Origin of the sequence: Halomonas sp. SS10-MC5, assembly GCF_015992245.1 — a bacterium.
In the GTDB taxonomy this organism is placed as follows: Bacteria; Pseudomonadota; Gammaproteobacteria; order Pseudomonadales; family Halomonadaceae; genus Halomonas; species Halomonas sulfidoxydans.
On record NZ_CP065435.1, the window covers coordinates 1,452,503 to 1,473,446 of the forward strand.

General features: G+C 63.2%; 25 protein-coding genes and 3 pseudogenes. 10 read left to right on the forward strand and 18 right to left on the reverse strand.

What is annotated here, in order from left to right; genetic code table 11:
- Positions 1 to 5: 5 nt before the first annotated feature.
- From I4484_RS06895 to I4484_RS06970, 16 genes are all read right to left on the reverse strand, one after another.
- Complete coding sequence (locus I4484_RS06895) at positions 6 to 1,187, reverse strand: phage tail protein (RefSeq protein WP_197450242.1); 1,182 nt, start codon at positions 1,185 to 1,187, stop codon at positions 6 to 8.
- Positions 1,180 to 1,806: a phage tail protein I gene (locus I4484_RS06900; RefSeq protein ID WP_197450243.1), complete on the reverse strand. Its 627-nt coding sequence runs from the start codon at positions 1,804 to 1,806 to the stop codon at positions 1,180 to 1,182. The genes I4484_RS06895 and I4484_RS06900 overlap by 8 nt, the downstream gene beginning before the upstream one ends.
- Positions 1,799 to 2,716 (reverse strand): baseplate J/gp47 family protein, encoded by a 918-nt coding sequence (locus tag I4484_RS06905; protein ID WP_197450244.1) that lies wholly within the window; start codon positions 2,714 to 2,716, stop codon positions 1,799 to 1,801. Before I4484_RS06905 ends, I4484_RS06900 begins: the two co-directional genes overlap by 8 nt.
- Complete coding sequence (locus I4484_RS06910; RefSeq protein WP_197450245.1) at positions 2,713 to 3,075, reverse strand: GPW/gp25 family protein; 363 nt, start codon at positions 3,073 to 3,075, stop codon at positions 2,713 to 2,715. The genes I4484_RS06905 and I4484_RS06910 overlap by 4 nt, the downstream gene beginning before the upstream one ends.
- Positions 3,072 to 3,656, reverse strand: a complete 585-nt coding sequence (locus I4484_RS06915) for a phage baseplate assembly protein V (RefSeq protein WP_197450246.1) — start codon at positions 3,654 to 3,656, stop codon at positions 3,072 to 3,074. The genes I4484_RS06910 and I4484_RS06915 overlap by 4 nt, the downstream gene beginning before the upstream one ends.
- Positions 3,657 to 3,717: 61 nt before the next feature.
- Positions 3,718 to 4,176, reverse strand: coding sequence for a phage virion morphogenesis protein (locus I4484_RS06920; protein ID WP_197450247.1), 459 nt, complete (start codon positions 4,174 to 4,176; stop codon positions 3,718 to 3,720).
- Positions 4,169 to 4,657 (reverse strand): phage tail protein, encoded by a 489-nt coding sequence (locus I4484_RS06925; RefSeq protein WP_197450248.1) that lies wholly within the window; start codon positions 4,655 to 4,657, stop codon positions 4,169 to 4,171. Before I4484_RS06925 ends, I4484_RS06920 begins: the two co-directional genes overlap by 8 nt.
- Positions 4,658 to 4,762: 105 nt before the next feature.
- A complete protein-coding gene (locus tag I4484_RS06930) occupies positions 4,763 to 5,134 on the reverse strand; it encodes a hypothetical protein (RefSeq protein WP_197450249.1) in 372 nt (123 codons plus the stop codon).
- Positions 5,131 to 5,580, reverse strand: coding sequence for a D-Ala-D-Ala carboxypeptidase family metallohydrolase (locus I4484_RS06935; protein WP_197450250.1), 450 nt, complete (start codon positions 5,578 to 5,580; stop codon positions 5,131 to 5,133). The genes I4484_RS06930 and I4484_RS06935 overlap by 4 nt, the downstream gene beginning before the upstream one ends.
- Positions 5,580 to 5,855, reverse strand: coding sequence for a phage holin family protein (locus I4484_RS06940; protein WP_160113422.1), 276 nt, complete (start codon positions 5,853 to 5,855; stop codon positions 5,580 to 5,582). Before I4484_RS06940 ends, I4484_RS06935 begins: the two co-directional genes overlap by 1 nt.
- Complete coding sequence (locus I4484_RS06945; RefSeq protein WP_103970403.1) at positions 5,852 to 6,238, reverse strand: putative holin; 387 nt, start codon at positions 6,236 to 6,238, stop codon at positions 5,852 to 5,854. Before I4484_RS06945 ends, I4484_RS06940 begins: the two co-directional genes overlap by 4 nt.
- 4 nt (positions 6,239 to 6,242) lie before the next feature.
- Entirely contained in the window at positions 6,243 to 6,455 is a 213-nt protein-coding gene (locus tag I4484_RS06950) for a tail protein X (RefSeq protein WP_103970402.1), read from the reverse strand.
- Positions 6,455 to 6,925, reverse strand: a complete 471-nt coding sequence (locus tag I4484_RS06955) for a head completion/stabilization protein (RefSeq protein ID WP_197450251.1) — start codon at positions 6,923 to 6,925, stop codon at positions 6,455 to 6,457. The genes I4484_RS06950 and I4484_RS06955 overlap by 1 nt, the downstream gene beginning before the upstream one ends.
- 12 nt (positions 6,926 to 6,937) lie before the next feature.
- Positions 6,938 to 7,702 carry a phage terminase small subunit gene (gene gpM, locus I4484_RS06960; RefSeq protein WP_197450252.1) on the reverse strand — a complete coding sequence of 255 codons (765 nt, stop codon included), beginning with the start codon at positions 7,700 to 7,702 and terminating at the stop codon, positions 6,938 to 6,940.
- Between the two features lie 9 nt (positions 7,703 to 7,711).
- Positions 7,712 to 8,734, reverse strand: coding sequence for a phage major capsid protein, P2 family (locus I4484_RS06965; RefSeq protein ID WP_197450253.1), 1,023 nt, complete (start codon positions 8,732 to 8,734; stop codon positions 7,712 to 7,714).
- A gap of 15 nt (positions 8,735 to 8,749) precedes the next feature.
- The gene (locus tag I4484_RS06970) at positions 8,750 to 9,565 is read right to left on the reverse strand and encodes a GPO family capsid scaffolding protein (protein WP_197450254.1); all 816 of its coding nucleotides are present in this window, start codon (positions 9,563 to 9,565) and stop codon (positions 8,750 to 8,752) included.
- Positions 9,566 to 9,719: 154 nt separating this feature from the next.
- Here I4484_RS06970 and I4484_RS06975 point away from each other — a divergent pair.
- The 6 genes and pseudogenes from I4484_RS06975 (at position 9,720) to I4484_RS20875 (ending at position 13,443) form a co-directional block, all read left to right on the forward strand.
- Positions 9,720 to 11,502: pseudogene (locus I4484_RS06975) on the forward strand (terminase family protein).
- Entirely contained in the window at positions 11,499 to 11,750 is a 252-nt protein-coding gene (locus I4484_RS06980; RefSeq protein WP_197450255.1) for a hypothetical protein, read from the forward strand. Before I4484_RS06975 ends, I4484_RS06980 begins: the two are co-directional and overlap by 4 nt.
- A gap of 242 nt (positions 11,751 to 11,992) precedes the next feature.
- Positions 11,993 to 12,310 (forward strand): hypothetical protein, encoded by a 318-nt coding sequence (locus I4484_RS06985; RefSeq protein WP_197450256.1) that lies wholly within the window; start codon positions 11,993 to 11,995, stop codon positions 12,308 to 12,310.
- Between the two features lie 67 nt (positions 12,311 to 12,377).
- Positions 12,378 to 12,590 (forward strand): hypothetical protein, encoded by a 213-nt coding sequence (locus I4484_RS06990; RefSeq protein ID WP_197450257.1) that lies wholly within the window; start codon positions 12,378 to 12,380, stop codon positions 12,588 to 12,590.
- A 426-nt stretch (positions 12,591 to 13,016) separates the two neighbouring features.
- Positions 13,017 to 13,202, forward strand: a pseudogene (locus I4484_RS21050) (DNA adenine methylase); the annotation flags it as partial.
- 70 nt (positions 13,203 to 13,272) lie between these two features.
- On the forward strand, positions 13,273 to 13,443 hold the full coding sequence (locus I4484_RS20875; RefSeq protein WP_254799127.1) for a hypothetical protein: 171 nt from the start codon (positions 13,273 to 13,275) through the stop codon (positions 13,441 to 13,443).
- Positions 13,444 to 14,529: 1,086 nt separating this feature from the next.
- Here I4484_RS20875 and I4484_RS20880 read toward each other — a convergent pair.
- A pseudogene (locus tag I4484_RS20880) lies at positions 14,530 to 14,697 on the reverse strand (YqaE/Pmp3 family membrane protein); the annotation flags it as partial.
- A gap of 2,175 nt (positions 14,698 to 16,872) precedes the next feature.
- Here I4484_RS20880 and I4484_RS07005 point away from each other — a divergent pair.
- The 3 genes from I4484_RS07005 (at position 16,873) to I4484_RS07015 (ending at position 18,613) form a co-directional block, all read left to right on the forward strand.
- Positions 16,873 to 17,475, forward strand: coding sequence for a hypothetical protein (locus I4484_RS07005; RefSeq protein WP_197450259.1), 603 nt, complete (start codon positions 16,873 to 16,875; stop codon positions 17,473 to 17,475).
- Positions 17,476 to 17,630: 155 nt separating this feature from the next.
- Positions 17,631 to 17,963 carry a TraR/DksA family transcriptional regulator gene (locus tag I4484_RS07010; RefSeq protein ID WP_197450260.1) on the forward strand — a complete coding sequence of 111 codons (333 nt, stop codon included), beginning with the start codon at positions 17,631 to 17,633 and terminating at the stop codon, positions 17,961 to 17,963.
- Positions 17,964 to 18,034: 71 nt separating this feature from the next.
- On the forward strand, positions 18,035 to 18,613 hold the full coding sequence (locus tag I4484_RS07015; RefSeq protein WP_197450261.1) for a lipoprotein: 579 nt from the start codon (positions 18,035 to 18,037) through the stop codon (positions 18,611 to 18,613).
- A 12-nt stretch (positions 18,614 to 18,625) separates the two neighbouring features.
- On the opposite strand, the gene I4484_RS20885 is transcribed toward I4484_RS07015, so the two are convergent.
- Positions 18,626 to 19,222, reverse strand: coding sequence for a helix-turn-helix domain-containing protein (locus I4484_RS20885; RefSeq protein ID WP_234283525.1), 597 nt, complete (start codon positions 19,220 to 19,222; stop codon positions 18,626 to 18,628).
- A gap of 243 nt (positions 19,223 to 19,465) precedes the next feature.
- On the opposite strand from I4484_RS20885, the gene gltX reads away from it, so the two are divergent.
- Entirely contained in the window at positions 19,466 to 20,944 is a 1,479-nt protein-coding gene (gene gltX, locus I4484_RS07025; RefSeq protein ID WP_197450262.1) for a glutamate--tRNA ligase, read from the forward strand.

Here is a 20,944-nt window from a genome sequence, read left to right on the forward strand (position 1 = left end):
TCTCCTCAGATCTTGGTCAGGTAGATAACCGCGTTGTTACGGGGGAACGTGCTATCGCCTGTCCGGCTTCCCGGGGAACCCGCTGAATCGAAGTTAGCCCGTCCGTATCGATTCGCCCCTGTCGCCAAACTGGATGCCAGCCCTGCGCCGGGACTGCCCACTGAAAATGCACCGCTGCCATCGCTGAACAGGTGGTGTACACCACTGGCTGTCACCGCCAGCAGCGTCCCGGTAATGCGCTGCATCTGATCGAGCTGACCGCTGCCAATCGTACGACCAGGGTCTACACCACGGCCTCGGTCTAGGCCGCGTTTGAACTCGCCACGATCATCGGGCATGACGAACGTTGTCGAGCCATCTCCTACGCCGTAGGTAGTGCCAAATGCGGCAAAAATCCGGCGGTAGTCACTGCGGTTGAGCTCTCCCCCATCGTTCTCGACATAACCCTCGGGCAGCGACTCCGATCGCCATTCAATGGTGGTGCCAGGACGCACGCCGTCCCATTGCATCCAGATGTGGGGACGGTTGGCGATATTCGTGGGGTCGATGCCCTGCGTGGTGCCAGACAGGTCACGGTCGTAGAACTCGTAAAACAGGCCATCGCTACCGCGAACGATCTCGCCAGTGGTGTAAACGCGTTCTGCATCGTAACTGGCGAACTGATAACCGGCTGCGGCCATACCCTGTTCGATGTGGGCTTTCACCGCTGCATCCCCGTCATCGACGTACTTGCGCGTGGCCAATACCACACTGGGGTCGATCTTCAGCTGCACATTTGCCGTGTTGCTGACGATGAGGTGCATGCGCACCACCTGATTGCGCCCGCTACCCTGGGTGAGCAGGGGCTTGTAGCTGGGTGGGCAGTTGGCCACCGCGACGAAGTCGCCGTCTTCATCCTCGAGGCCGAGCTCGCGGATCCACCAGCCGCCGACGTTCGGTGGGAGTACGAGTTCGGCGATCAGTATCGCCGGGTTGGCCGGGTCGACGAAGAGCTGGTTGATAGCGGCGCGGTACACCTGGTTGATCAGCTGGGTCTGGCCGGGCTGCGGTACCGGATCGGTGCCGTTGGCGTCGCCCAGCAGCATATGGGTGAGCTTCCAGGGCTGGCCGAGGGCATTGGCATTGGCCTGCTTGGCCTCGCCGATGTCGGTGAGGAAGCCGCCGAAGGTGGAGTTCTGGTCAATCATGCAGGTGGATATCCATCGTGTCGTGGGAGGTGGTGGCCAGGGCCTGCCGCGTGCGGCATATCACGTCGATGTCGGGCGACTCCCAGGGCAGCACGTCGAGCTCGTCGCCGTCGTTGATGGCAACGCCGACGTAGGCGGTGAGAGAGGTGCTCAGGGTGATGTCGAGGCCGGTGATGTGGCGCGTAAGCGGCTTGGCCTCGGCGATGAGCCGCTCGAGCTCGATGAACATCTCTTCGGTGATGCCTTGGTCGAGCACGCCGATGCTCAAGGAGAAGGTCCCGCGCGGGCCGGGCGGCTGGGTTTGCCACCACTCCGTGACTTCCAGCAGGTATCCGAGCGGCTCGACGACGCGGTGCAGTGCCGAGATCGTGCCCTTCTTGCGGTGGACGAAGTAGGAGCTGCGGATGACCGAGCGCTTGGCGGCTTCGGACCAAGCGGGATCCCAGCGATCGACCGAGAACGCCCAGGCCAGGTAGGGCAACAGGGCGACCGGGCAACGATCCGGGTCCCAGAGGTCGCGCAGCGGCACCGGAACGTGCTCGATCTCCGCCAGCGCCTGGGCGGCAGACCGCTCCAGGAAGGTGGCGTTTGGCGGCAGCAACGACAGCGAGCTAGCCATTGGCGCCCCCCAGCGAGATGTCGATACCGGTGCAGTAGGCGGCTTGGGTGAGGTTGCGCAGGATGTGGCCGGTTGGCGAGACCAGCTCGACGTGCTTCACGCCTTCGACGTGTAGTGCCGCCTCGATAGCATCGGTGTAGACGCTGAAGCCCAGCTTGCGAAGGGCGGCGGCATAATCGCTGGCCCGGCGCTGAGCCGCAGCCAGGATCAACTCTTGCTCGGGGCCATAGCCGGCGTGCAGGTGGAGTACCGCCTGGATGGCGAACTCGGCGATGTCAGCTGACTGCGCTGTGACGCGATCGCCTACCGGGCGAATGTCCTCTGGCGTGAGGGCGGCTTCGACGATATCGAGCAGGTCCTGCGGCGCCTCGCCATTGCCCAGGCGGGAAAGCACGGTGACGAGCGCTTCGCAGGGAGCGGGGGAAATGGCTCTCGCGTCGGCCACGCGGCCGTCGGCGGATCTGGCGTAGAACTCATAGGCGCGGGTGGGGCCGGCGACGCTCAGCCCCTCGAAGGCTTCGGGGCCGCGCAGGCGTAGGTCCTCGTCCGGCTCCAGGGTGGGCGGTACCGGTGGCATGGCCGTCGGGTCACCGGGATCAACGGTCAGCCGCTTGACGTTGAAGTTGGCGACCAGGTTGTCGAGATCGCCGTTGCGCGCGTGAGCGATCATCACCGCCTTGGCGGCTTCATTCACCCGTTGCCGCCAATGCAGCTCGCGATAAGCATTCTCCTGGCAGAGCTTGGCCAATGGCTCGGATTCGAGCTCGAGGAGGGCGGCGATGCCCTGGCGCTCCTCGCTGGGGTAGAGCGCGATCAGGGCGGCCTTGCGCTGGGCCAGGATCTCCTCGAAGTCGAGCGGCTCGACGACGTTCGGCGCCGGCAGGCGTGAGAGGTCGATGGGGCTGCTCATGCAAGACTCCCCGAGCCTTGGCGCAAGGGCACGCGGAGGTCGATGGATTCACCGGTGTCGGTGCGTTGGGCGGTCATGTCGAGAATTAGTGAGCCGGGCTGGTCGGCCGGGGCCAGGCGGGTTATCTCGCGCACGCGGATGCGCGGTTCCCACTTCATCAGAGCAACTACCGTGGCGGAGTAGGCGCGCAGGGCGGTGGCGCCGTTGAGGGGTTGGTCGATGAGCTCGGGCAGCAGGGAGCCGTAATCACGCCGCATCACGCGGCTGCCGATCGGCGTGGTGAGGATGTCGCGCACGGACTGCTGGATGTGTTCGATGTCGTCCAGGCGCCGGCCGGTCTGGGCGTTCATGCCAGTCATCCGCTGGGAACTCCCGTGAGGCTGCCACCACTGACAACACCGCCATGCTTATGGGTGGCGCCGATATTGGTGCCGTTATGGGTGACGCTATCGCCGACAATGGACAATCTGCCGTTGATCGTCGTGTCGGCATTGATCGTTGCGCCTTCGGCTGCCGTAGCAGTGAGCTTGGCTGTGGTCGTTACCTTAATCTCGCCCTGGGCGTTGAGGGTGGCGCTGCCCGGTAGCGTTGCCGCCAAGTGATGTACTTCATGGTCGTATTCAAGAACGGCGCCGTCGGGCATGACTTGCCTGCAGAGCGTGCTTGAATCCGCCGGCGCTGGGTGGGTGTCGCTGTAGATCCCGGTGAGCACTGCGCCGGCAGCGGGGTCGCCACCTGGCGAGAGCACCAGGACCTGCTCGCCGACCGTGGGCGGGCTCCAGTCGCGTGTGGTGCCTGCGCGAGGTGAGAGCCAGGGCAGCCAGTCGGTGACGAGTTCGCCGGAGACGACGCGCACGCGGGCACGAGCGTGATCCACTTCGTGGACGGTGCCGAGGCGGATCAGGTTGTGAAGCAGGCGTAGGAGTTCGATGGGGTTCATGCCGCTATCGTGCGGCGGTGCGCTGGGCGGGCGAAGCGGTGGCGGGTGTGGCTCGGTGCAGCTACACCGGGTCGAGGTGATCGATCAGTAGGTCGCGTATGCGGGTTCGATCCTGGGTGGTGAAGCCGAGCAGTTCGCGCTGCGGGTACTCGACGGTGGGGCCGCCGCGGCTGACGCGATCGCGCAGGCCGAGCTGGTGGGTGCGGGCGATGCGCGCGACGCTGCCGAAGAAGCCCAGCACGGCGGTGTCGCCTTGGGTGGTGGCCTTGAGCCACTTGGCGGTGGAGAGCTTGGCGAACATGGCGCGCCGGCGGATGGCACCTTGCCGGCCGCGCAGCCGTTGCGGCTGGCGGGGCGTGTAGGGCGTGCCGTCAGGGTTGCGCTGGGCGCGGATACGTTCGCGTTGGCTGCGGCGCAGGTCTTGGGCGATGGTGCGCGCTAGGGCGCGGCGCTTCCTTGCTTCGAGCTTGGCCAGTAGCGGCGCAGCCCAGTCGGCGAGCTGCTGCAGGTCGTCAGCCATGGGGCGCATCCCATTCTGCCGCCACGCTCCACGCCTGGTCGGTGGCTTCGCGGGTAGCCAACTGCCAGCGCGTGGCCATGCAGGCGTGGCTGGGGAAGTGGGGCAGGGAGTGCTCAGCCAGGATACGGCCGGTGTCACAGTCGACGCGGGCGATAACACGCTCCGTGAGAGGAACGCGCAGGGCAAGATCCACGGCGCGGTTGGCCAGTATCTCGGCCTCGAAGGTGAGCGCCTCGCCGGGATCGAGATCCGGCTGGTATTCGGCGAGCCACTGCAGCAGCGGCAGCATGACGGTATCCAGGTCGCCGGTGAAGTCGGTCAGGACAAGTTGAGCGACGAAGCGGTATTCGTGGGTGAGGTCGCGGCCGCGGCGAAACTCGATGCTGCCTTCCTCGACGAAGGTGAGCAGGCGGTCTGGATCCCGGTCGAGCCCGGGCACGGCCGCCACCAGGTGTTCCCGGAGCCGGTGCAGTTTCTTCATTGGCGGGCCTCGAGCAGCTCGACGAGTCCGTTATGCCGCGTGGCGCAGCCGTGATACTGGCTGGCCCAGCTTGCCATGGTGAGGGCGACGTCTTGCCCGGTACCGTCAGTCAGGGACGGGAGCGTGACGGGACAAGGGCGCAGCAGGGACTGCTGGATCGGGTCGGCGCCCGGCGGCGGCGTCGTTGAGCAGGCGGATAGCGTCAACGCCAAGACAAACGCGCTGGTAAATCGGTTTCTGCACTTCACGAATGATCCCTCGATCGATGATGCGTTCGTTCGCCTCGAGCTCGGCCAGGCGCGCCTCGACGGCTTGGGCGATGCGCGACTCTCGGGAGAGCGCGGCGTCGATGGCCTGTTGAGTGGCCCGCTCGGCGGTGAGGCGGCGGCTGTCCTCGTGCCAGCCCCGGGCCTGCCAGCCGGCGAGCAGAGCGCCGGCCAGCAGCAGGGCAGCGATGGGCAGCTTGAAGCGGCTCATGCCCTGGCCCTGTCGAGCCCGAGACGGGTGCCGCGGTTGTCGATGGTGAGCAATTGGCGACGATCGCCTGCCTGACGGAGACCCAGATGAATCCAACGGTCGTACTCGTTGATGAGCTGGTCGAAGCAGAGCCCGGGCGCATTGGCGATGGCCTGGCAGGAGGCCAGCACGCTTCCAAAGCGAGGCACGGTGAAGTCGGCGGCGAGTCCCAGGCGGTGGGCGCTGTTGGGTACGCCGCCTACGGCACGGTTGACCTGTTCGTTACGAAAGCCCGAGGTGATGATGATCGGGTGCCCGCCCAGATGGGCGCGCACCTGCTCGAGGCATTCGGCCAGGCGCTTGAGGTTGGCCAGCTCCTGGGCGTTGGGTTGGTTGGCGTCGCCGAGGCGCTGGGCGGTGCTCGAGCGGGTGAACTCGGAAAGCTGGAAGTGGGGTGTGAGCTGCATCAGGGTCTCCGGATCGGTAGGAGGTGGGCGACGTTGCCGCGTGCGCGCAGCAGCAGTGCGGCGACGATGACCAGGGCGAGGGCCAGGACGATGGCGGCCGGCTCGGGAATTGCCAGGGCCGGGAGCTTGAAGATCAGCACCACGTGGGCGCAGGCCAGCAGCCAGGCGAGGAACGAGACGCCTCGGCGGAAGCGGCTGCCTCGACGCTGGAAGGTGAGGATGCGCAGCAGGCTGACGATGGCGGCGAGAATCGCGATCTCGATGAATACGTTCACTGTTTCCCTCCAGGACCTAGCCAGGCTTTCAGGTCGAAGTGCTTGACCGCGTCGATGATCCGGAGCCCGGCGGTAACGGAAATGGCGGCGGCAATGAAGGCCGAGACGGCGGTGTGCTCGAAGAGGTGGCTCAGCTGTGATGGGCCGCCGAGATAGCCGATCAGAAACGAGATGACCAGATAGATAAGCCGCTCGAGCAGGGTGAGCCCTTTGGCGCTGACAACGAACAGCGCTGCACCGCAAAGGGCGCCGACGATGGCGTTGGCGTCGACGCCGGGAATCAGCCCGAAGAGGGTGGCGCCGAGTGTGACGATGCCGGTGAAGGTGGCGGTGCTGGGTTCGGCCATGAGGTCCTCGGCGTTTTGGCGCGGGTGGCGCGTCATGTGTTCAGTCCCACAGCTGCACGGCAGGCGGGCGCTGGGGAGTCGGTGTGAGGTCGGGTAGGCGCACCGCGGTGCCTTGGGGTAGCACGGGGCCGAGCGTGGCCAAGCCGGGGTTGAGCTCGAGCACTTGCTCCGTGATGCCCTGGGTGCGGCCGAAGTGGCGGTAGCAGAGGGCATCGACCGTGTCGTGCTGGTGGGCGTGGACGGTGCGCGGCATCAGATCAACTCGACGGTGCTGTGCGGCCGGCCTTCGATCTCGGCGATGGCCCAGACGGCGTCTCGGCGATAGCTCTCGGCAGGGTCCACCAGACGCTCGGCGCGATCCCGGCCGCTGTTGGTGGCATCGAAGTCGGCGTAGCGCTCGATCAGGCTGGCGTGGGCCATCGAGTAGACGGCGCGCTGGTAGAGGCCGAGATAGACGCCCGGTGCTTGCCAGATCGGTACCGGAACATTGGCCACCGTGGTGTAGCCGGCCTCGGCTTGGCGGGCCTGCCAGTCGCGAAGGGTGCGGTTGACCGAGGCGATGGCGGCGAGCAGGGCGCCTTCGAGTCGCTCGGCGGTGACGGTGCCGTCCAGGCGATGCCTGGCGCGAAAGTCCGCCGGCACGATATCGGGCCAGAAGCCGTTGTTGGCGATGGCCTCGGGATCCTGACTGCTGGCGGTACCGGTGGAAACGAAGCTGTTCATCGGCTCTCCTGGTTAAGAAGGGGGTGGGCGGCTTGCACCTCGAGGAGGAACCTTCGGTGCCGGCCGCGCCCCCTTGGCGTCGGCGGTCGACTCGGTCAGCCGCTGGGCTGTTCGGTGGTGGTGGTTTTCTTGATCTCTCGGGCGATCTGCTCGAGGTCGCGCTTCACGCCCACGCGCTCGTTCAGTTCGATCGCCCGCGTGAGGTGCTGCTGGGCCAGCTCGAGCTGGCCTGCGGTGCGCGCGGCGTACCCCAGCGACTTGTGGAGCTTGGCGGATCTGGTCGTGCATGTCCGCGCCGGCGGAGAGGGTTTCCACTTCGCTGAGCAGGTCGAGAAGCGCGGCGGCATCGCTGTCATCGGCCTCGAGCTGCTTGATTGCCTGGTCGGCGACTTCCTCGGCGATGACGGCCGCCGTGCCACGCTCGAACTGGTCGGGCGGGTTGAGGCCATGGGTGAGGGCGTAGCGGGCGATCTCGACGGCGCCGGCCAGGTCGCCGGCGTCGATGCGCCATAGCATGACGCGCATCAGCACGTCGTCCTGGGCGCCCTGACCCCGCTCGAGTACGCCGGCAACGTAGTCGGCGTACTGGGGCAGGATCTCGCGCTTGATCTCGGCCTTGCGTTCCATGGACTGAGTCGCCTTGAGGCGGCGGTAGTCCTCGAACAGGGCAGCCTGCATCAGCTCGTAGGCGTCGCCATGCATGGGCTGTTCGCCGGCGTCAGCCGCGGCGAGGGCCGCGGTGACGCGTTGAAAGTGACGGCGGGCTGGGCTGGTCATAGCGTTGCCTTACTCCCCGCTGGTGAAGTCGCCGAGCTCGATGTTTTCCACCAAGCAGCCGGCGCCGAAGTCCTCGACCACGTAGGCGTCGTTCGAGCTCTCGTAGTTCTCGATGCGATTGCGCTTGGGGTTCTCGCTGACGTGCCGGCGGCGGGCGCCGTTCTGCCAGTAGATCGAGAGGTTATCGAGCGTGGTGACCATGAGGGCGTTGTCGGGGAAGAAGGGCACGTCCAGGCCCTGCTGGCCCCCGATGCGCTTCTGGCTGATGACCACGTCGGCGGCCATCTGCTCGCTGGGCGGCTGCTCTGTGTTGATCAGCGGGAAGTACTTGTCGGACATGAGGTTACGGCCCACCAGGACGACCAGGCCCGGCACGCGGCGATACCAAGGCTCGATCAGGCTGTGCACCGCGTCGTAAACCAGGGCGTCGAGGTTGAGATAGTCGCCGCCCTTGCCCACACGCACCTTGCCGGCGACGTTGCCCGCCTTCATGACGCGGGCCTCGGCGTGCAGGCGGTACTGCTGCAGCCAGCCGATGTTCACGTCCTGGAGCATGGGGTTGGTGGCACGGTTGGTCTGGGCCGCGGCGGTGGTGCCGTTGAAGCCGATCGCCATGCGGTCCAGTGCCTGCTGACGCACGATGGCGTCGCGGATCAAGGCCTGGAAGTTGGGGAACTTGGCCCAGGCGTCGATCTTGTTGTAGCCGAGATGGGTGTCGAACTCGGTGAAGCGGCACTCGTAGCCGTGCGGGTCGAGGGTAGTCAGATCGCGAGTCTCACGATCCTTCTGGCTGACGTCGGTACGCCCGGCGATCGGGCCGGAGATGCCGAGGCCGAGCTTCTCGCCCTTCAGCTCGTCGACGCCGATCACGTTGATCCGCGAGAGGAAGTCGCTCGACTCCTGGATGCGCTTCTCCAAGCGCTGCTGGATGGTCGGATCCACGGCGAACTTCTGTGTGGCGTCCGGCACGCCGTTGAGCTTGGCCACCTGGGCGGTGAATTGGTTGAACAGTACGCGAGTATCGTTGCGCATGAGCGGGTCGGTTCCTTAGCAGTCGGTGACCATGCCGCCGTCGGTGCCGGTGGCGCGGAGCGGTGGTGCTGGGGGGGGTTCGTTGTCGAGTCGGTTGAACAGCTCGTCGAAGCGCTGTTTCAGCTCGTCGTGAGCAGCCTGCAGGGTGCTGAAGGCATCATCGGTGGGACGCTTGGCCAGTTCGCCTTCGAGCGCGGTGTGCTTCTCGACGAAGAGCGCGAGGGTCTGCTGCAGATCGGCCTGGAAGGCCGCGAGCTCATGCTTGTGCTTGCCGCTGTGCTTGCTGAACAGCGCCTTCACGGTGTCGAGCAGGCTGGCACCGGTCTCTTCCGGCTGCTCTTCGGTGAAGTCGAGCGTGGTCTCGATGGCGGCGGAGAACAGGTTGTCGGGGCGCTGCTTGCGAGCGGCAAGCGGGGAGTCCTGGCCCTGCTCGGCGCTGAACTTGAGCATCGAGGTGCCGAGCGAGGCGGGAGTATCGGTGACGGCCAGGCCTACCAGGTAGGCTTCGCCGCTGTCGGCGAAGTCGGGGTCGATCTCCATCGACGTGTAAACCTTCTGGCGCTTCTGAACCATGGCCTTGAGTTCGTCGGTGGGGTCGATCTCGGCGAACAGGGCCAACTTGCCGTCGTCGCCCTTTTCCGCTTTCAGCGCGGTGACATCGCCGTAGGCCTTGAAGGGGCTGTCGGGCAACACGCCCTTGATGTGTTCCAGATTGATCCGGCAGCCGTATTTCGCCGGATTGAAGTTGTTTGCCATCTGCGTGAGCCACTCGGCGCTGATGGTGCGGCCATCCGTGGTGGCGCCTTCGGTTGCGATGCGATGCCAGGGCATGAGGGGTCCTCGGCGGGAGTTGTCTGGGTGCGGTGCGCTAGTGCCGTCAGGTTCCGCGCCCGGGGGGCGAGGCTCAACGCGCGGCGGGTGTGAGAGGCGGGACTTACACCAGGCCCGCCGCTATGGGCTTCGCGCGCGCGGGTACGCTGGGCGCATGACGACAGCCGCCCCCGACCTGGACAATCTCGACGCTTCGCGCCTCTCCGCCCGCCACCTCTACTGGATGGGCTGGCGGATCGCGCGTATCGCCGAGCACCTGGACATTCCCCGGGCCACCATCGACAGCTGGAAGAAGCGCGATGGCTGGGACGAGGCCTCGCTAGCCAGCGGGTGGAAGGCGCGCTCGAGGCGCGCATGGTCCAGCTGATCTGGAAGGAGCGGAAGGAAGGGAAGGACTTCAAGGAGCTGGATTTGCTAGGTCGTCAGATCGAGCCTGGCCCGGGTCCACAAGTACGAGCGCACCGGCAAGGAGACCGATCTCAACCCCAACATCGAGCGGCGCAATGCCTGCGAGAAGCGCAAGCCGGCGCGCAACGATGTGGGCGACGAGGGAGTGATCCAGATCGTCGAGGCCTTCGAGGCCTCGCTGTTCGACTACCAGCGCGCCTGGTACCGGGCCGGCCAGCATGAACGGATCCGCAACCTGCTCAAGAGCCGCCAGATCGGGGCCACTTGGTACTTCGCCAGGGAAGCGATTGCCGACGCAATGGGAGACCGGCAAGAACAAGATTTTCATGAGCGCCTCAAAGGCCCAGGCGCATATCTTCAGGCACTACATCGTGCAGTTCGTGAAGGAGATCACCGGCGTCGAGCTGAAGGGTGATCCGATCATCTTGGCCAACGGTGCAGAGCTCCACTTCCTCGGCACGAACGCCAAGACGGCGCAGGGCTATCACGGCGACACGTTCTTGGACGAGTACTTCTGGATTCACGGTTTCGAGCAGTTCCGGAAGGTGACCAGCGGCATGGCCATGCACAACGCTGGAAGCAAACCTACTTCTCGACGCCCTCGAGCGTGGCCCACGAGGCCTATCCGTTCTGGACCGGTGACCGCTTCAACAAGCGGCGCAAGAAGTCCGAGCGGGTGACGATCGACGTCAGCCACGCCGCGCTGAAGGGCGGGGCGCGCGGCCCGGATGGCCAGTGGCGCCAGATCGTGACGATCGAGGATGCGATCGCTGGCGGCTGCGACCTGTTCGATATCGACCAGCTGCGGCTGGAGTATTCCGACGACGAGTTCGCGAACCTCTTGATGTGCGAGTTCGTGGATGACACCCAGAGCGCCTTCCCGCTGGCCATGATGCAGAAGTGCATGGTCGACAGCTGGGATGTATGGCGGGACATCAAGCCGTTCGCGCCGAGGCCCTATGGGGAATTTCCAGTCTGGGTCGGCTATGACCCGGCCGGCGATGGCGAGGACGGCGATGGGGCGGGGCTCGTCCTCGTCGCTCCGCCACGCACGGCCGAGGGCAAGCATCGCGTTCTCGAACGGCCACCGCATCAAGGGACGCGACTACGAGGCACAGGCGGAGTTCATCCGCGGCGTGACGCGCCGCTACAACGTCACCTTCATCGGCATCGACACCTCGGGGCTGGGCGAGGCCGTGGCCCAGCTGGTCGCCAAGTTCTCCCCACCGTCACGCGGTACCGCTACACGCCCGAGGTCAAGGCGCGCCTGGTGATGCAGGCGCAGCAGATCATCAACAAGGGGCGACTGGAGTTCGATGCCGGCTGGGCGGATCTCGCTCAATCCTTCATGGCGATCCGGCGCGAGCTCACCGCCTCGGGCCGCCACCTGACCTACACCGCAGGACGCAACAGCCAAAACGGGGCACGCCGATCTGGCGTGGGCCACGATGCACGCCCTGCACAACGAACCGCTGGACGGGCCGGTTTCCCTCGGTACCGGGCGATCAATGATGGAGATGTACGGATGAGCGAAACGCTTGTCGAGAAGCCCCGGGTACGCGTGCCGGCCTATCGGGTCGAGGAGCCGGCTGCAGCGGCACCGGCCCGAGTGGAGGCCTTCAGTTTCGGCGATCCGGTACCGGTCATCGATGGCTACGATTTCTTCTACACCGGTTGCTGGATGATGGGACCGAGTGGTACGAGCCTCCGGTGGACTTCCCTGCACTGGCGCAGACCTATCGCGCCACGGCGCATCATGGATCGGCGATCCAGGTGAAGCGCAACATCCTGGTGCGCTCGTTCATTCCGCATCGGCTTCTGAGCCGGCAGGCCTCAGCGCGCTGGTGACCGACTACCTGGTCTTCGGCAATTGCTACCTCGAACGGATCTGGGGTCGCCTGGGCAAGCTGCTCGAGCTGCGTCCGGCCCGGGCCAAGTACGTGCGTCGTGGCGCTGACCTGGAGCGTTACTTCTGGGTGCCCAACTGGTCGGATCGCAGCGACGTTCGCCGCCGGCAGTGTGATCCACCTGCTCGAGCCGGATCTCAACCAGGAGGTCTACGGCGTGCCGGACTACCTGGGCGCGCTGCAGTCGATCTACCTCAACGAGAACGCCACGCTGTTCCGCCGCAAGTACTACCTCAACGGCTCTCACGCCGGCTTCATCATGTACGTCTCCGACGCGGCGCAGAACCAGGAAGACATCGATGCCATGCGCACCGCTCTGAAGGAGAGCAAGGGCGTCGGCAACTTCCGCAACCTGTTCCTCTACTCGCCGAACGGCAAGAAGGACGGCATCCAGATCATTCCCATCTCGGAAGTCGCCCGCCAAGGATGAATTCGCCGCGATCAAGAACCTGACCCGCGATGATCAGCTTGCTGGCCACCGCACACCGCCGCAGCTCATGGGCATCATTCCCAACAATACCGGTGGCTTCGGCGATGTGGAGAAGGCAGCGCGGGTGTTCGTGACCAACGAGCTCGAGCCGGTGCAGGCCATCTTCACCGAGATCAACGATCGCCTGGGGGAGGAGGTGGTGCGGTTCCGACCGTACTCGCTCGACCGGCCTGAAAAGAAAGCGCTCGCAGCCGAAGCTGCAAGCGCCTGTCGCTCATGAATCGTCCCTGATCCTGTGGAGCTTCCTACTCCCTGACCGACAACGAGAGGAATAACAAAAACTGGATAAATGAACAGGTATCAAGGATGCAATCGAAACCGATTCTCCCATGGATGGGAGGCAAGCGACGCCTGGCCAAGCAGATCATTCCGCTGTTCCAGGAGCACACGGCCTACGTCCGAGCCCTTCTGCGGTGGCGCCGCGGTGTTTCTTCATGAAGTCCCCTAGCCAGGTCGAAGTGATCAACGACGTGCACGGTGAACTGGTCAACCCTGTACCGCGTGGTCAAGCATCACCCCGACGAGCTCGTGCGGCAGTTCCGCTGGGGGCTGGTGAGCCGCGAGGAGTACCTCACCCCAACGTCAGATCGATCCTCGCCACCTGACCGACATCCAACGCGCGGCCCGGTTCTTCTACCTGCAGAAGCTGGCTTTCGGTGGCAAGGTGGCAGGACAGACCTTCGGCACTTCCGCCACCAGCCCACCGCGGCTGAACCTGATGCGGATCGAGGAAGATCTCAGCACGGCGCACCTGCGCCTGGCCCGCACCGTGGTGGAGCACCTGGACTGGGCCGAGTGCATGCGGCGCTACGACCGGCCGGGCACGCTCTTCTACCTCGATCCGCCCTACTGGGGCACCGCTGGGTACGGCAACGACTTCGGGCTCGAGCAGTTACCACCTCATGGCCAGTCTCGCACGCGAGGCCAAGGGGCAAGTCGTCATCAGCGTCAACGACGTGCCCGAGATGTGCGAGGCCTTCGAGGGCCTGACGATCCACACCACCAGCATCCGCTACACCGTCGGCCGGGAAGCAACTGACCAGCGGGGGGAGCTGATCATCACCAACTGCTGACCAGCGCCTACCTCTCCCCAACAGCCGCCCAACCGGGCGGCTTTCTCTTGCCAATCCGATCAGCCAGAAGGTCGGGCCCGCCCCCTGGCGCGCCGTCGACTCCCCGCCCCGCCTGCGCGCTAAACCTGTCGCTTTTTGGGCACCCATGCAGCGGAGCGGAAGCCGCACGGATTCTGGGCGCTCTGGCGGTTGCAGCTGGTCCTGAAGGTCTTGCGGAATCATGCGAAATTGAACGACCTGCCAGGACTTCGAAAGCACGAAGAGATGAGAGTGGCTCTCAGGAAGGTGGGGGGTGTTCGGAAAAAGGTAATAACGGTTAGGTCGGTGAAAGTCGTCTGTAAGCCATGTTTTTAAAAAGAGGCTGTCATTACCTCTCAGGGGTTAGAAAAGGTAATGAAAAAGGTAATGGATTTCTAAGTGACTGAAAAATAGTGGTTTCTTCATAGCCAAAATCACCCAAGGCAGGGGTAATGGCATTACCTCATCATTACCTTTTTATTACCTTTTTTGAAATTCCATATTTTCTTTATAATTCAATTGCTTACGACGTGTTTGTAGAGTTCATTACCTTTCTTACCCTTTTCCGGACCCCCCACCAATTTTGGCGATAGGCCAACCACGCGCCCATGCATGCGCGCGTCATACATGCGCGTCATTCATTCATCGTGCTCTATCAGTTGCTGAGCTCGTGCCGGCGGGAATCTAGGGGTGGATTGCTAGGATGTGTTGGTACTTTTTTGGCACTATAGGGCTGAAAGCCGCGTGATATCTAAGGTGAACTCCGATCCATCATGGGTGCCACCGCAAACCGGCGCGCCCGGGCCAGCGGGTCGTTTCCAGTCGTGTCGCTCATCGATGGCCTCCAGAAGTCCTGCCGTTGGATCCGGCTCATCTCGCCATTCGCCTCGCAAGTACCGATACGTCGCCGGACGCCGCATGACGCGCAGCGTGACGAGAGGCAGGGAGCGGGAATGAGATGGCCGATCATTGTACGTAAGAAGCAGCGGCGAGCCTAGAGCCGATCCAGGTACGGGCCCCGCCGCACCGTGTCCGGCGGCAGAGGCCCTTGTCTCGAATGGCTAGTGCTTTCAGGATCACGTAGAACGCGTGGAGGATGCCCGGGATGAAACCCAGGAAGGTCAGCAGGATGTTCAGCCAGAAGTGGCCCTTCAGGCCGACCTCCAGAAACACGCCGACCGGCGGCAGCAGGAGGGCGAAGATCATCTTGATGGGGTCTGTTGCGGTAAGTGCCATATCAGCTTCCGTTGAACGTGGCGTGCCTGTTCCTACCTCCAGCCTAGCGTATTCTCAGGCGCTGTCTGCGTGCGTTGACCTTCGACGCGGGGCCATCGGCAAGGCATCGGGGCGCATATCCTCGTTTTCAAGCGCTGTGTAAGAGATATCCTACAAACACGAAGCCAATTTCGTACGCCCTTCGATATCCTTGGTTAAACCACTTTTCTCCGAAAGCAACTATCGTGGGAACAACGGGCGAGGGAGAGCCCTACAGGGAAGGCCGAGCGACGGAGCGCTCAGTACCAAGGACGCTTGGGCAGGAAGCCCGAGGTTGGTCGATAGGGAAGCGTTGATTGAAAGCCCGGCCCCAGCGGTCGGGCTTTTTTTTCGCTGTGCAGGCCGCCCTGGCGAGTGGCGCTGCACGCTTTGCCCTTGCGAGAGACGCCATGGTTTCGCGTTCCTCAGGTTCGCCAAAATATCGCGTCTCGTCGCGCCTGCCCCTGGCTACCGGCCGGGGCCTTTTCTTGCGCATCGACGAGGCTCTCTTCAGCGGACTCTTGTGCATTGGCTTATCCCAGGTTAAGGAACCTTTCCGCAATGAGCTGTCAGAGTAACTGCATCGGGACAGGGAAAGCCCGTCATGGAAGGCTGAGTCAGGGACGGCTCACGTACCAAGGAGGCTCGAGCAGGAAGCTTGAGGAAGAAGTAGGGAAACGAAGATATAGCCCGGCCGCCAGGCCGGGCTCTTTTTTAGGTCCATGGGGAGACTATCTGACGGCCGGGCTCATCTTTTCGCTCTGTTACACAAGGGAACGTTTCTTTTCCTTAATAGCCTTGAGTTGGGGTAAAGGCAAACTATTCTGAGGATGCAAACGAGGCATGGAAGCCTTTCAAGGCAGACAGCCTTGCGGGTCAGGAAGCCTGCGGATGGAACAGGGAAGGCCGAGTGAGGACAGGATGCCATGATGGCCAGGGAGTTCCAGAAGCGGTTATCCGCATGGTGCAGCTCATCAGCCCCCTCACTAAGTGAGGGGGCTGCTATTATTTTGGCTATTATTTTTAATAGGAAATTGAATTATATCGCTTTTTTCGATTTCTGGCGATGGCTGATGACACACTTGCTCCCCTTGGTCAACCCTCTGGTAGGTGTCAAAGGTGGGGGGCTTGGTCGGCTGGGTGGGAGATAAATAGTCACTGTATTACATCCCCTGTCGGCAATGGCTTACAGAACAAAGGGACGAAATCAGCATTATTTCCTCGGCCGATCTGGCAAGCTGTGTCTGGTCGAGCCAGGGAGGCTCTCCAGGGAAGAAGCGCCAGGATGGTGTGTACAGGGAGTTGGGTAAGGATGCCGTTGTGGTGTGGAAGGAATCGACACAAGCCCGGCTGTATGGCTGGGCTTTCCTTGTGCTTCACTCAGCAGGCAACGCTTGCCTGAAGGGGGCACACCGGTGGATTGTCATAAGCTTTCGATACGTCACTGGCGATGAAGTATGGTCATTAGCCAGCGCCAAATTTCGTCGTTATTCTGTTAGGTATCTCGCAAGGAGGCGGGGAAACAGGGAAGACAGAGCAGTGGAGGCTCATTGATTGCCAAGATTACAAGGATGCATGACAGGATCGTCATGGTGAGCTGGAAAGGAACCAAGAATTGAAGCCCGGCCTTGTGCCGGGCTTCCTTTTTCCCTCGCCTTTTTCATCAAGACTGCCCTACTCGCGCTGTGCTATGGTCTAAGCTGCGCTACGGTGTGCGCTACGGTGTGCGCTACGGTGTGCGCTACGGTGTGCGCTACGGTGTGCGCTACGGTGAGTGCCCCTGCCGCAATAAGACGAGAAGTGTTTCAGTAACGAAACGAAAAATCCTGCATTAAAAATTAACCCAAGTTAATTCATTCGCTTCCTGACGGTGGCACTGTAGGTTCCGCCATTGGGACTGGTGTATGGACTGTCATCGCATGAGCCACGAGGCTGTCAGCCAGGGAGCGGTGCCGTCCAGCGGCTCGCAACTCATGCCTCCCACGAAGCCTATCCAAGCATTGATCGGCCTTCCCCTCGGCAGGGAGGGCGTGCTCCGAAGCGTGTGCCGCAAGCCTGGCCAGTCCCTCTGTCATCGAATGAGAACCTTGCACGGAAGGAGTTTCAATCAGGCTGAACGACAGCCTCTCTCGGGACTACTGACGCAGGAGAAGAAGAATGATCGAGTTAATGTGGAAGGCAGGATCAAAGTTTCTTGACGACATGGGTCCTGGTGTCGCTATCGCACTGTTCGCCATCTTCATGTCTTGGGTGCTGTCCTGGCCTCATGGGCAAGGGCTCGCCATGGACACTGCCGACGTGGAGCCAGAGGCCATGAGGTACGAGTCGGCCCATACCACCGACTCCCGCGGCGCGGCTGAGCTGATGCACCTCGAAGGTGATGACTTGGCTCGCTATCCCAGCACCTTGGACATGCAAAGATATTATTGCTTGCTGATAGAGCGTTTGAGTTCAGGGCAGCGAGAGCAAACTGCCCCAGTATCCGTGTCGCGCTATGCGACCTTGTGCGACATCTTCACCGATGCGGCGAGGAGGGTCGACGTCTATGCCGATCGTCTCGACGGCCAGGGAGGATTCCATCCTGAGCCACATGGGTTCATGTTGCACAGGCAAGGAACGGTGCAGGCAGTCGGCCCCTTCCATGCGCAAGGTGAGTGCAGCGAGATAGCCGCGAGACTGGCCCTGATCGGTGAACAACCTTCACGCTGCAAGCCTTATGCCGAGATTCGGCAGGCCTCGCTGCTACGTGAACGGGGCTGAGGCCAAGCCGAAGTCACTGAGGCCACGACTGCCGGCAGGGCGGACGTGGCCTTTTTCGTCATCGCCCTTCGGGGGCGCGCTTGCTGTGACGCAGTGAGTGGAGGCTTGTTCCATATGCTATGTAGAAGGAAGGCAACCTTCTCGGGAGATAGGAGATGGAACAGCGTCAAGAGTGGCTCGAAGCGCTGCGCGATGAACTGATAGAGCGGGTGGATCGCTACAAGGTTCACAAGATGCGTCTGGAAAATCCCTTGGATCGGGACATGGAGGAGCAGGCGATCGAGCTCGAGAACGAAGACGTGATCGACGCCCTCGAGGACGAGGCCGAAGAGGAGCTGGGGCAGGTACTGCATGCGCTCGAGCGGATCGAGGAGGGGGAGGGCGAGCTGTGCGAGCGATGCGGCGAGCCGATCGATCCTCGAAGGATCGAGGCGATTCCCTATGCGACGCTCTGTCTCGACTGCGCCGAGCAGGAAGGAGAGCCCTGAGTGTCCTGAACGGGACGTGCCAACCGCCGCGATGCTAGTCTAGGGCATCGATTCTCGGTCAGGAGAAGGGCATGAAGGCATGGCGTCGATCCTGCGCAGGGCTGTTGGCCGTGCTGTGGCTGTCAGGCTGTGGTAACGAGGGCAGCGGCGAGGCAACGGAGGAACAGCAGCAGGAACCGCCGGCCGAGGTCATCAGCGAGCCGCCCGAGGCACCAGCCGACGTAGCTCCGCTGACGGTCGAGATCGCGGTGTCGGCTGCCCTTCGTGACGATCGTCGGCTCATGATCGAAGGGGAGACCAACCTGCCCGATGACGCGCGGCTACAGGTAGTGGTGGAGCGCGAGCTGAGCGGCGTACGCTGGCAATCGCGCACTTCGGTATCGCAGGAACGCTTCACCGCGGGGCCGTTCGGGCCGGGTAGCGGCTTGCCCGACGGTGGTTACACCCTGACCGTCCACCTGGTGGAAGCCAGCGTTCAGCCAGCGACCGTGCGCGAGCGAATCGGCGACAAGGGGGAGCATCTCGCGGGACCGCTGGTCCGGAGTGCTCGCCATGGCCTGGGGCAGGTGGCCAGCTACTCGCGCCGCTACCTGATCGGCAGTGAGCCGCGTCGGGCCACCGATCAGGTAGAGGTGCTGGAGGTCGAATGACGCCAGGGGCCTTCAGGCATTTTCCTTGCGCCAGCGAGCCAGCAGCCTTCCCACGACGCGTTCGCTCGTATCCAGCGGAGCGGGTGCCGCCGTGGCGTCTTTTCCGGCGCGGAACAGGAGTTCGCCGCTCTCTCCATGTTCGAGTTGGCCGATATAGAGCCCCCCGGCTCCCTCGATCAGGTAGCGCCCAGGCTGGTCGCAGTTCTCCGTAGGGCCGAAGGCGGCGAGATCCCCGTTGTCGAGGTAGTCGAACCGTTCCCCCGGCGCGGGCGTGACGAGATAGCACTCACCCTGCCAATCGATACCTGCCAATATCTCGTTGGATATCGTGAACTGGTTGGCGTTGGGATCCAGCCACGGCACGGGCGGCTGGCCGCGAAGGTAAAGAGGGGTTGGTGTCAGCCGGGCCTCGTCTTCGAGCAGTTGGGCCAGCGAGCAGCCGAGGGCATCCGCCAGCGCCACCAGTCTCTCATGGCCGATCTGCTTGATGGCGCCCGATTCCCAATACGAGATCGTGACGTCGGAGACCCCGACCTTTCTTGCCAGCGCGGCCTTGTTCAGGCTCGCTTGAAGGCGCAAGTGCTTGATTCTTTCACCCAATGAATCCATTTCGATCAACCCGGCGACTGTTAATTCCCAAAGTATGACGATAGTCAATGATCTGTGTTAACTGTGCAAATTTAACGCGTCAACGATAAATGTACTTTTTAAGTGCTTTCGTTGCCAATAAGAATCATTCTATATGCGCCGGGTCATGCCGACCATCGCACGCTGGGTGATGGCGCGGCTGTCTGCCTCGATCCAGGTGCGTATAATGCCGCCATACGCATTTCCGACTGGATATAGGACGACATGACTGTACGTACTCGCATTGCGCCGTCACCCACCGGCGATCCTCACGTGGGAACCGCCTACATTGCGCTGTTCAATCTCTGCTTTGCGAGGCAGCGTGGCGGGCAATTCATCCTGCGCATCGAGGATACCGACCGTGTGCGCTCCACTGCCGAATCCGAGCAGATGATTCTCGACTCGCTGCGCTGGCTCGGCCTCGAATGGGACGAGGGTCCCGATGTCGGCGGTCCGCATGGCCCCTACCGCCAGAGCGAGCGTGGCGATCTCTACGCCGAGTACGCTCGCCAACTGATCGAGGCGGGGCATGCCTTCAAGTGCTACCGCACCAGTGAAGAGCTGGACGAACTGAGGGAGGCGCGCAAGGCGAGCGGCATGCATCTCGCGCTCAAACCCGCCGACCTGGCGCTGCCCGAGGAGGAGGCCACCCGCCGCGAGCGCGAGGGCTGGCCCTACGTGGTACGCATGAAGGTGCCCTCAGGCGGTACCTGCGTGATCGACGACATGCTGCGTGGCCCCATCGAAGTCGACTGGGCGCAGGTCGATGCCCAGGTGCTGCTCAAGTCCGATGGCATGCCGACCTATCATCTGGCCAACGTGGTGGACGACCATTTGATGGGCATTACCCATGTGCTGCGTGGCGAGGAGTGGATCAACTCGGCGCCCAAGCATCAGTTGCTCTACGAATACTTCGGCTGGAGCATGCCGGCGCTGTGCCATATGCCGCTGTTGCGCAACCCCGACAAGTCGAAGCTCTCCAAGCGCAAGAATCCCACTTCCATCAACTATTACCGGCGCATGGGATTCTTGCCCCAGGCGGTGATCAACTACCTGGGCCGCATGGGCTGGTCGATGCCCGACGAGCGCGAGAAGTTCAGCCTCGACGAGATGATGGCACACTTCGACATCCAGCGGGTCTCGCTGGGCGGGCCTGTCTTCGACCTGGAGAAGCTCACCTGGCTCAATGGGCTCTATATCCGTGAGGATCTGGATGACAGGGCATTCCTCGAGGCGCTGATGGAGTGGGCGTTCAACGAGGAGTATGTCGGCCAGATCCTGCCGCAGGTGCGGACCCGAGTGGAGACGCTATCCCAGGTCGCGCCGCTGGCCGGCCATTTCTTCTCGGGCCTGCCGGCGATCGGTGAAGCCGACTTCGACAGCGCCAAGCTGGAGCGCGAGGAGCTGCTCAAGCTGCTTCAGTTCCTGGTGTGGCGCTTCGAGGCGGTGCCGGCCTGGCACAAGGAGGCGCTGCTCGCCGAGGTCAAGGCGCTGGCCGGCCACTTCGAGCTCAAGATGAAGGAGTTCCTGGCGCCCGTTTTCATCGCCGTCACCGGCTCCACCGCCAGCACCTCGGTCATGGACGCCATGGCGATCCTCGGCTCCGACGTGACCCGGGCGCGGCTGCGTCATGCCATCGAGGTGCTCGGCGGGGTGTCCAAGAAGCAGGCCAAGCGCTTCGAGAAGGAGTACAAGGAGCTGTAA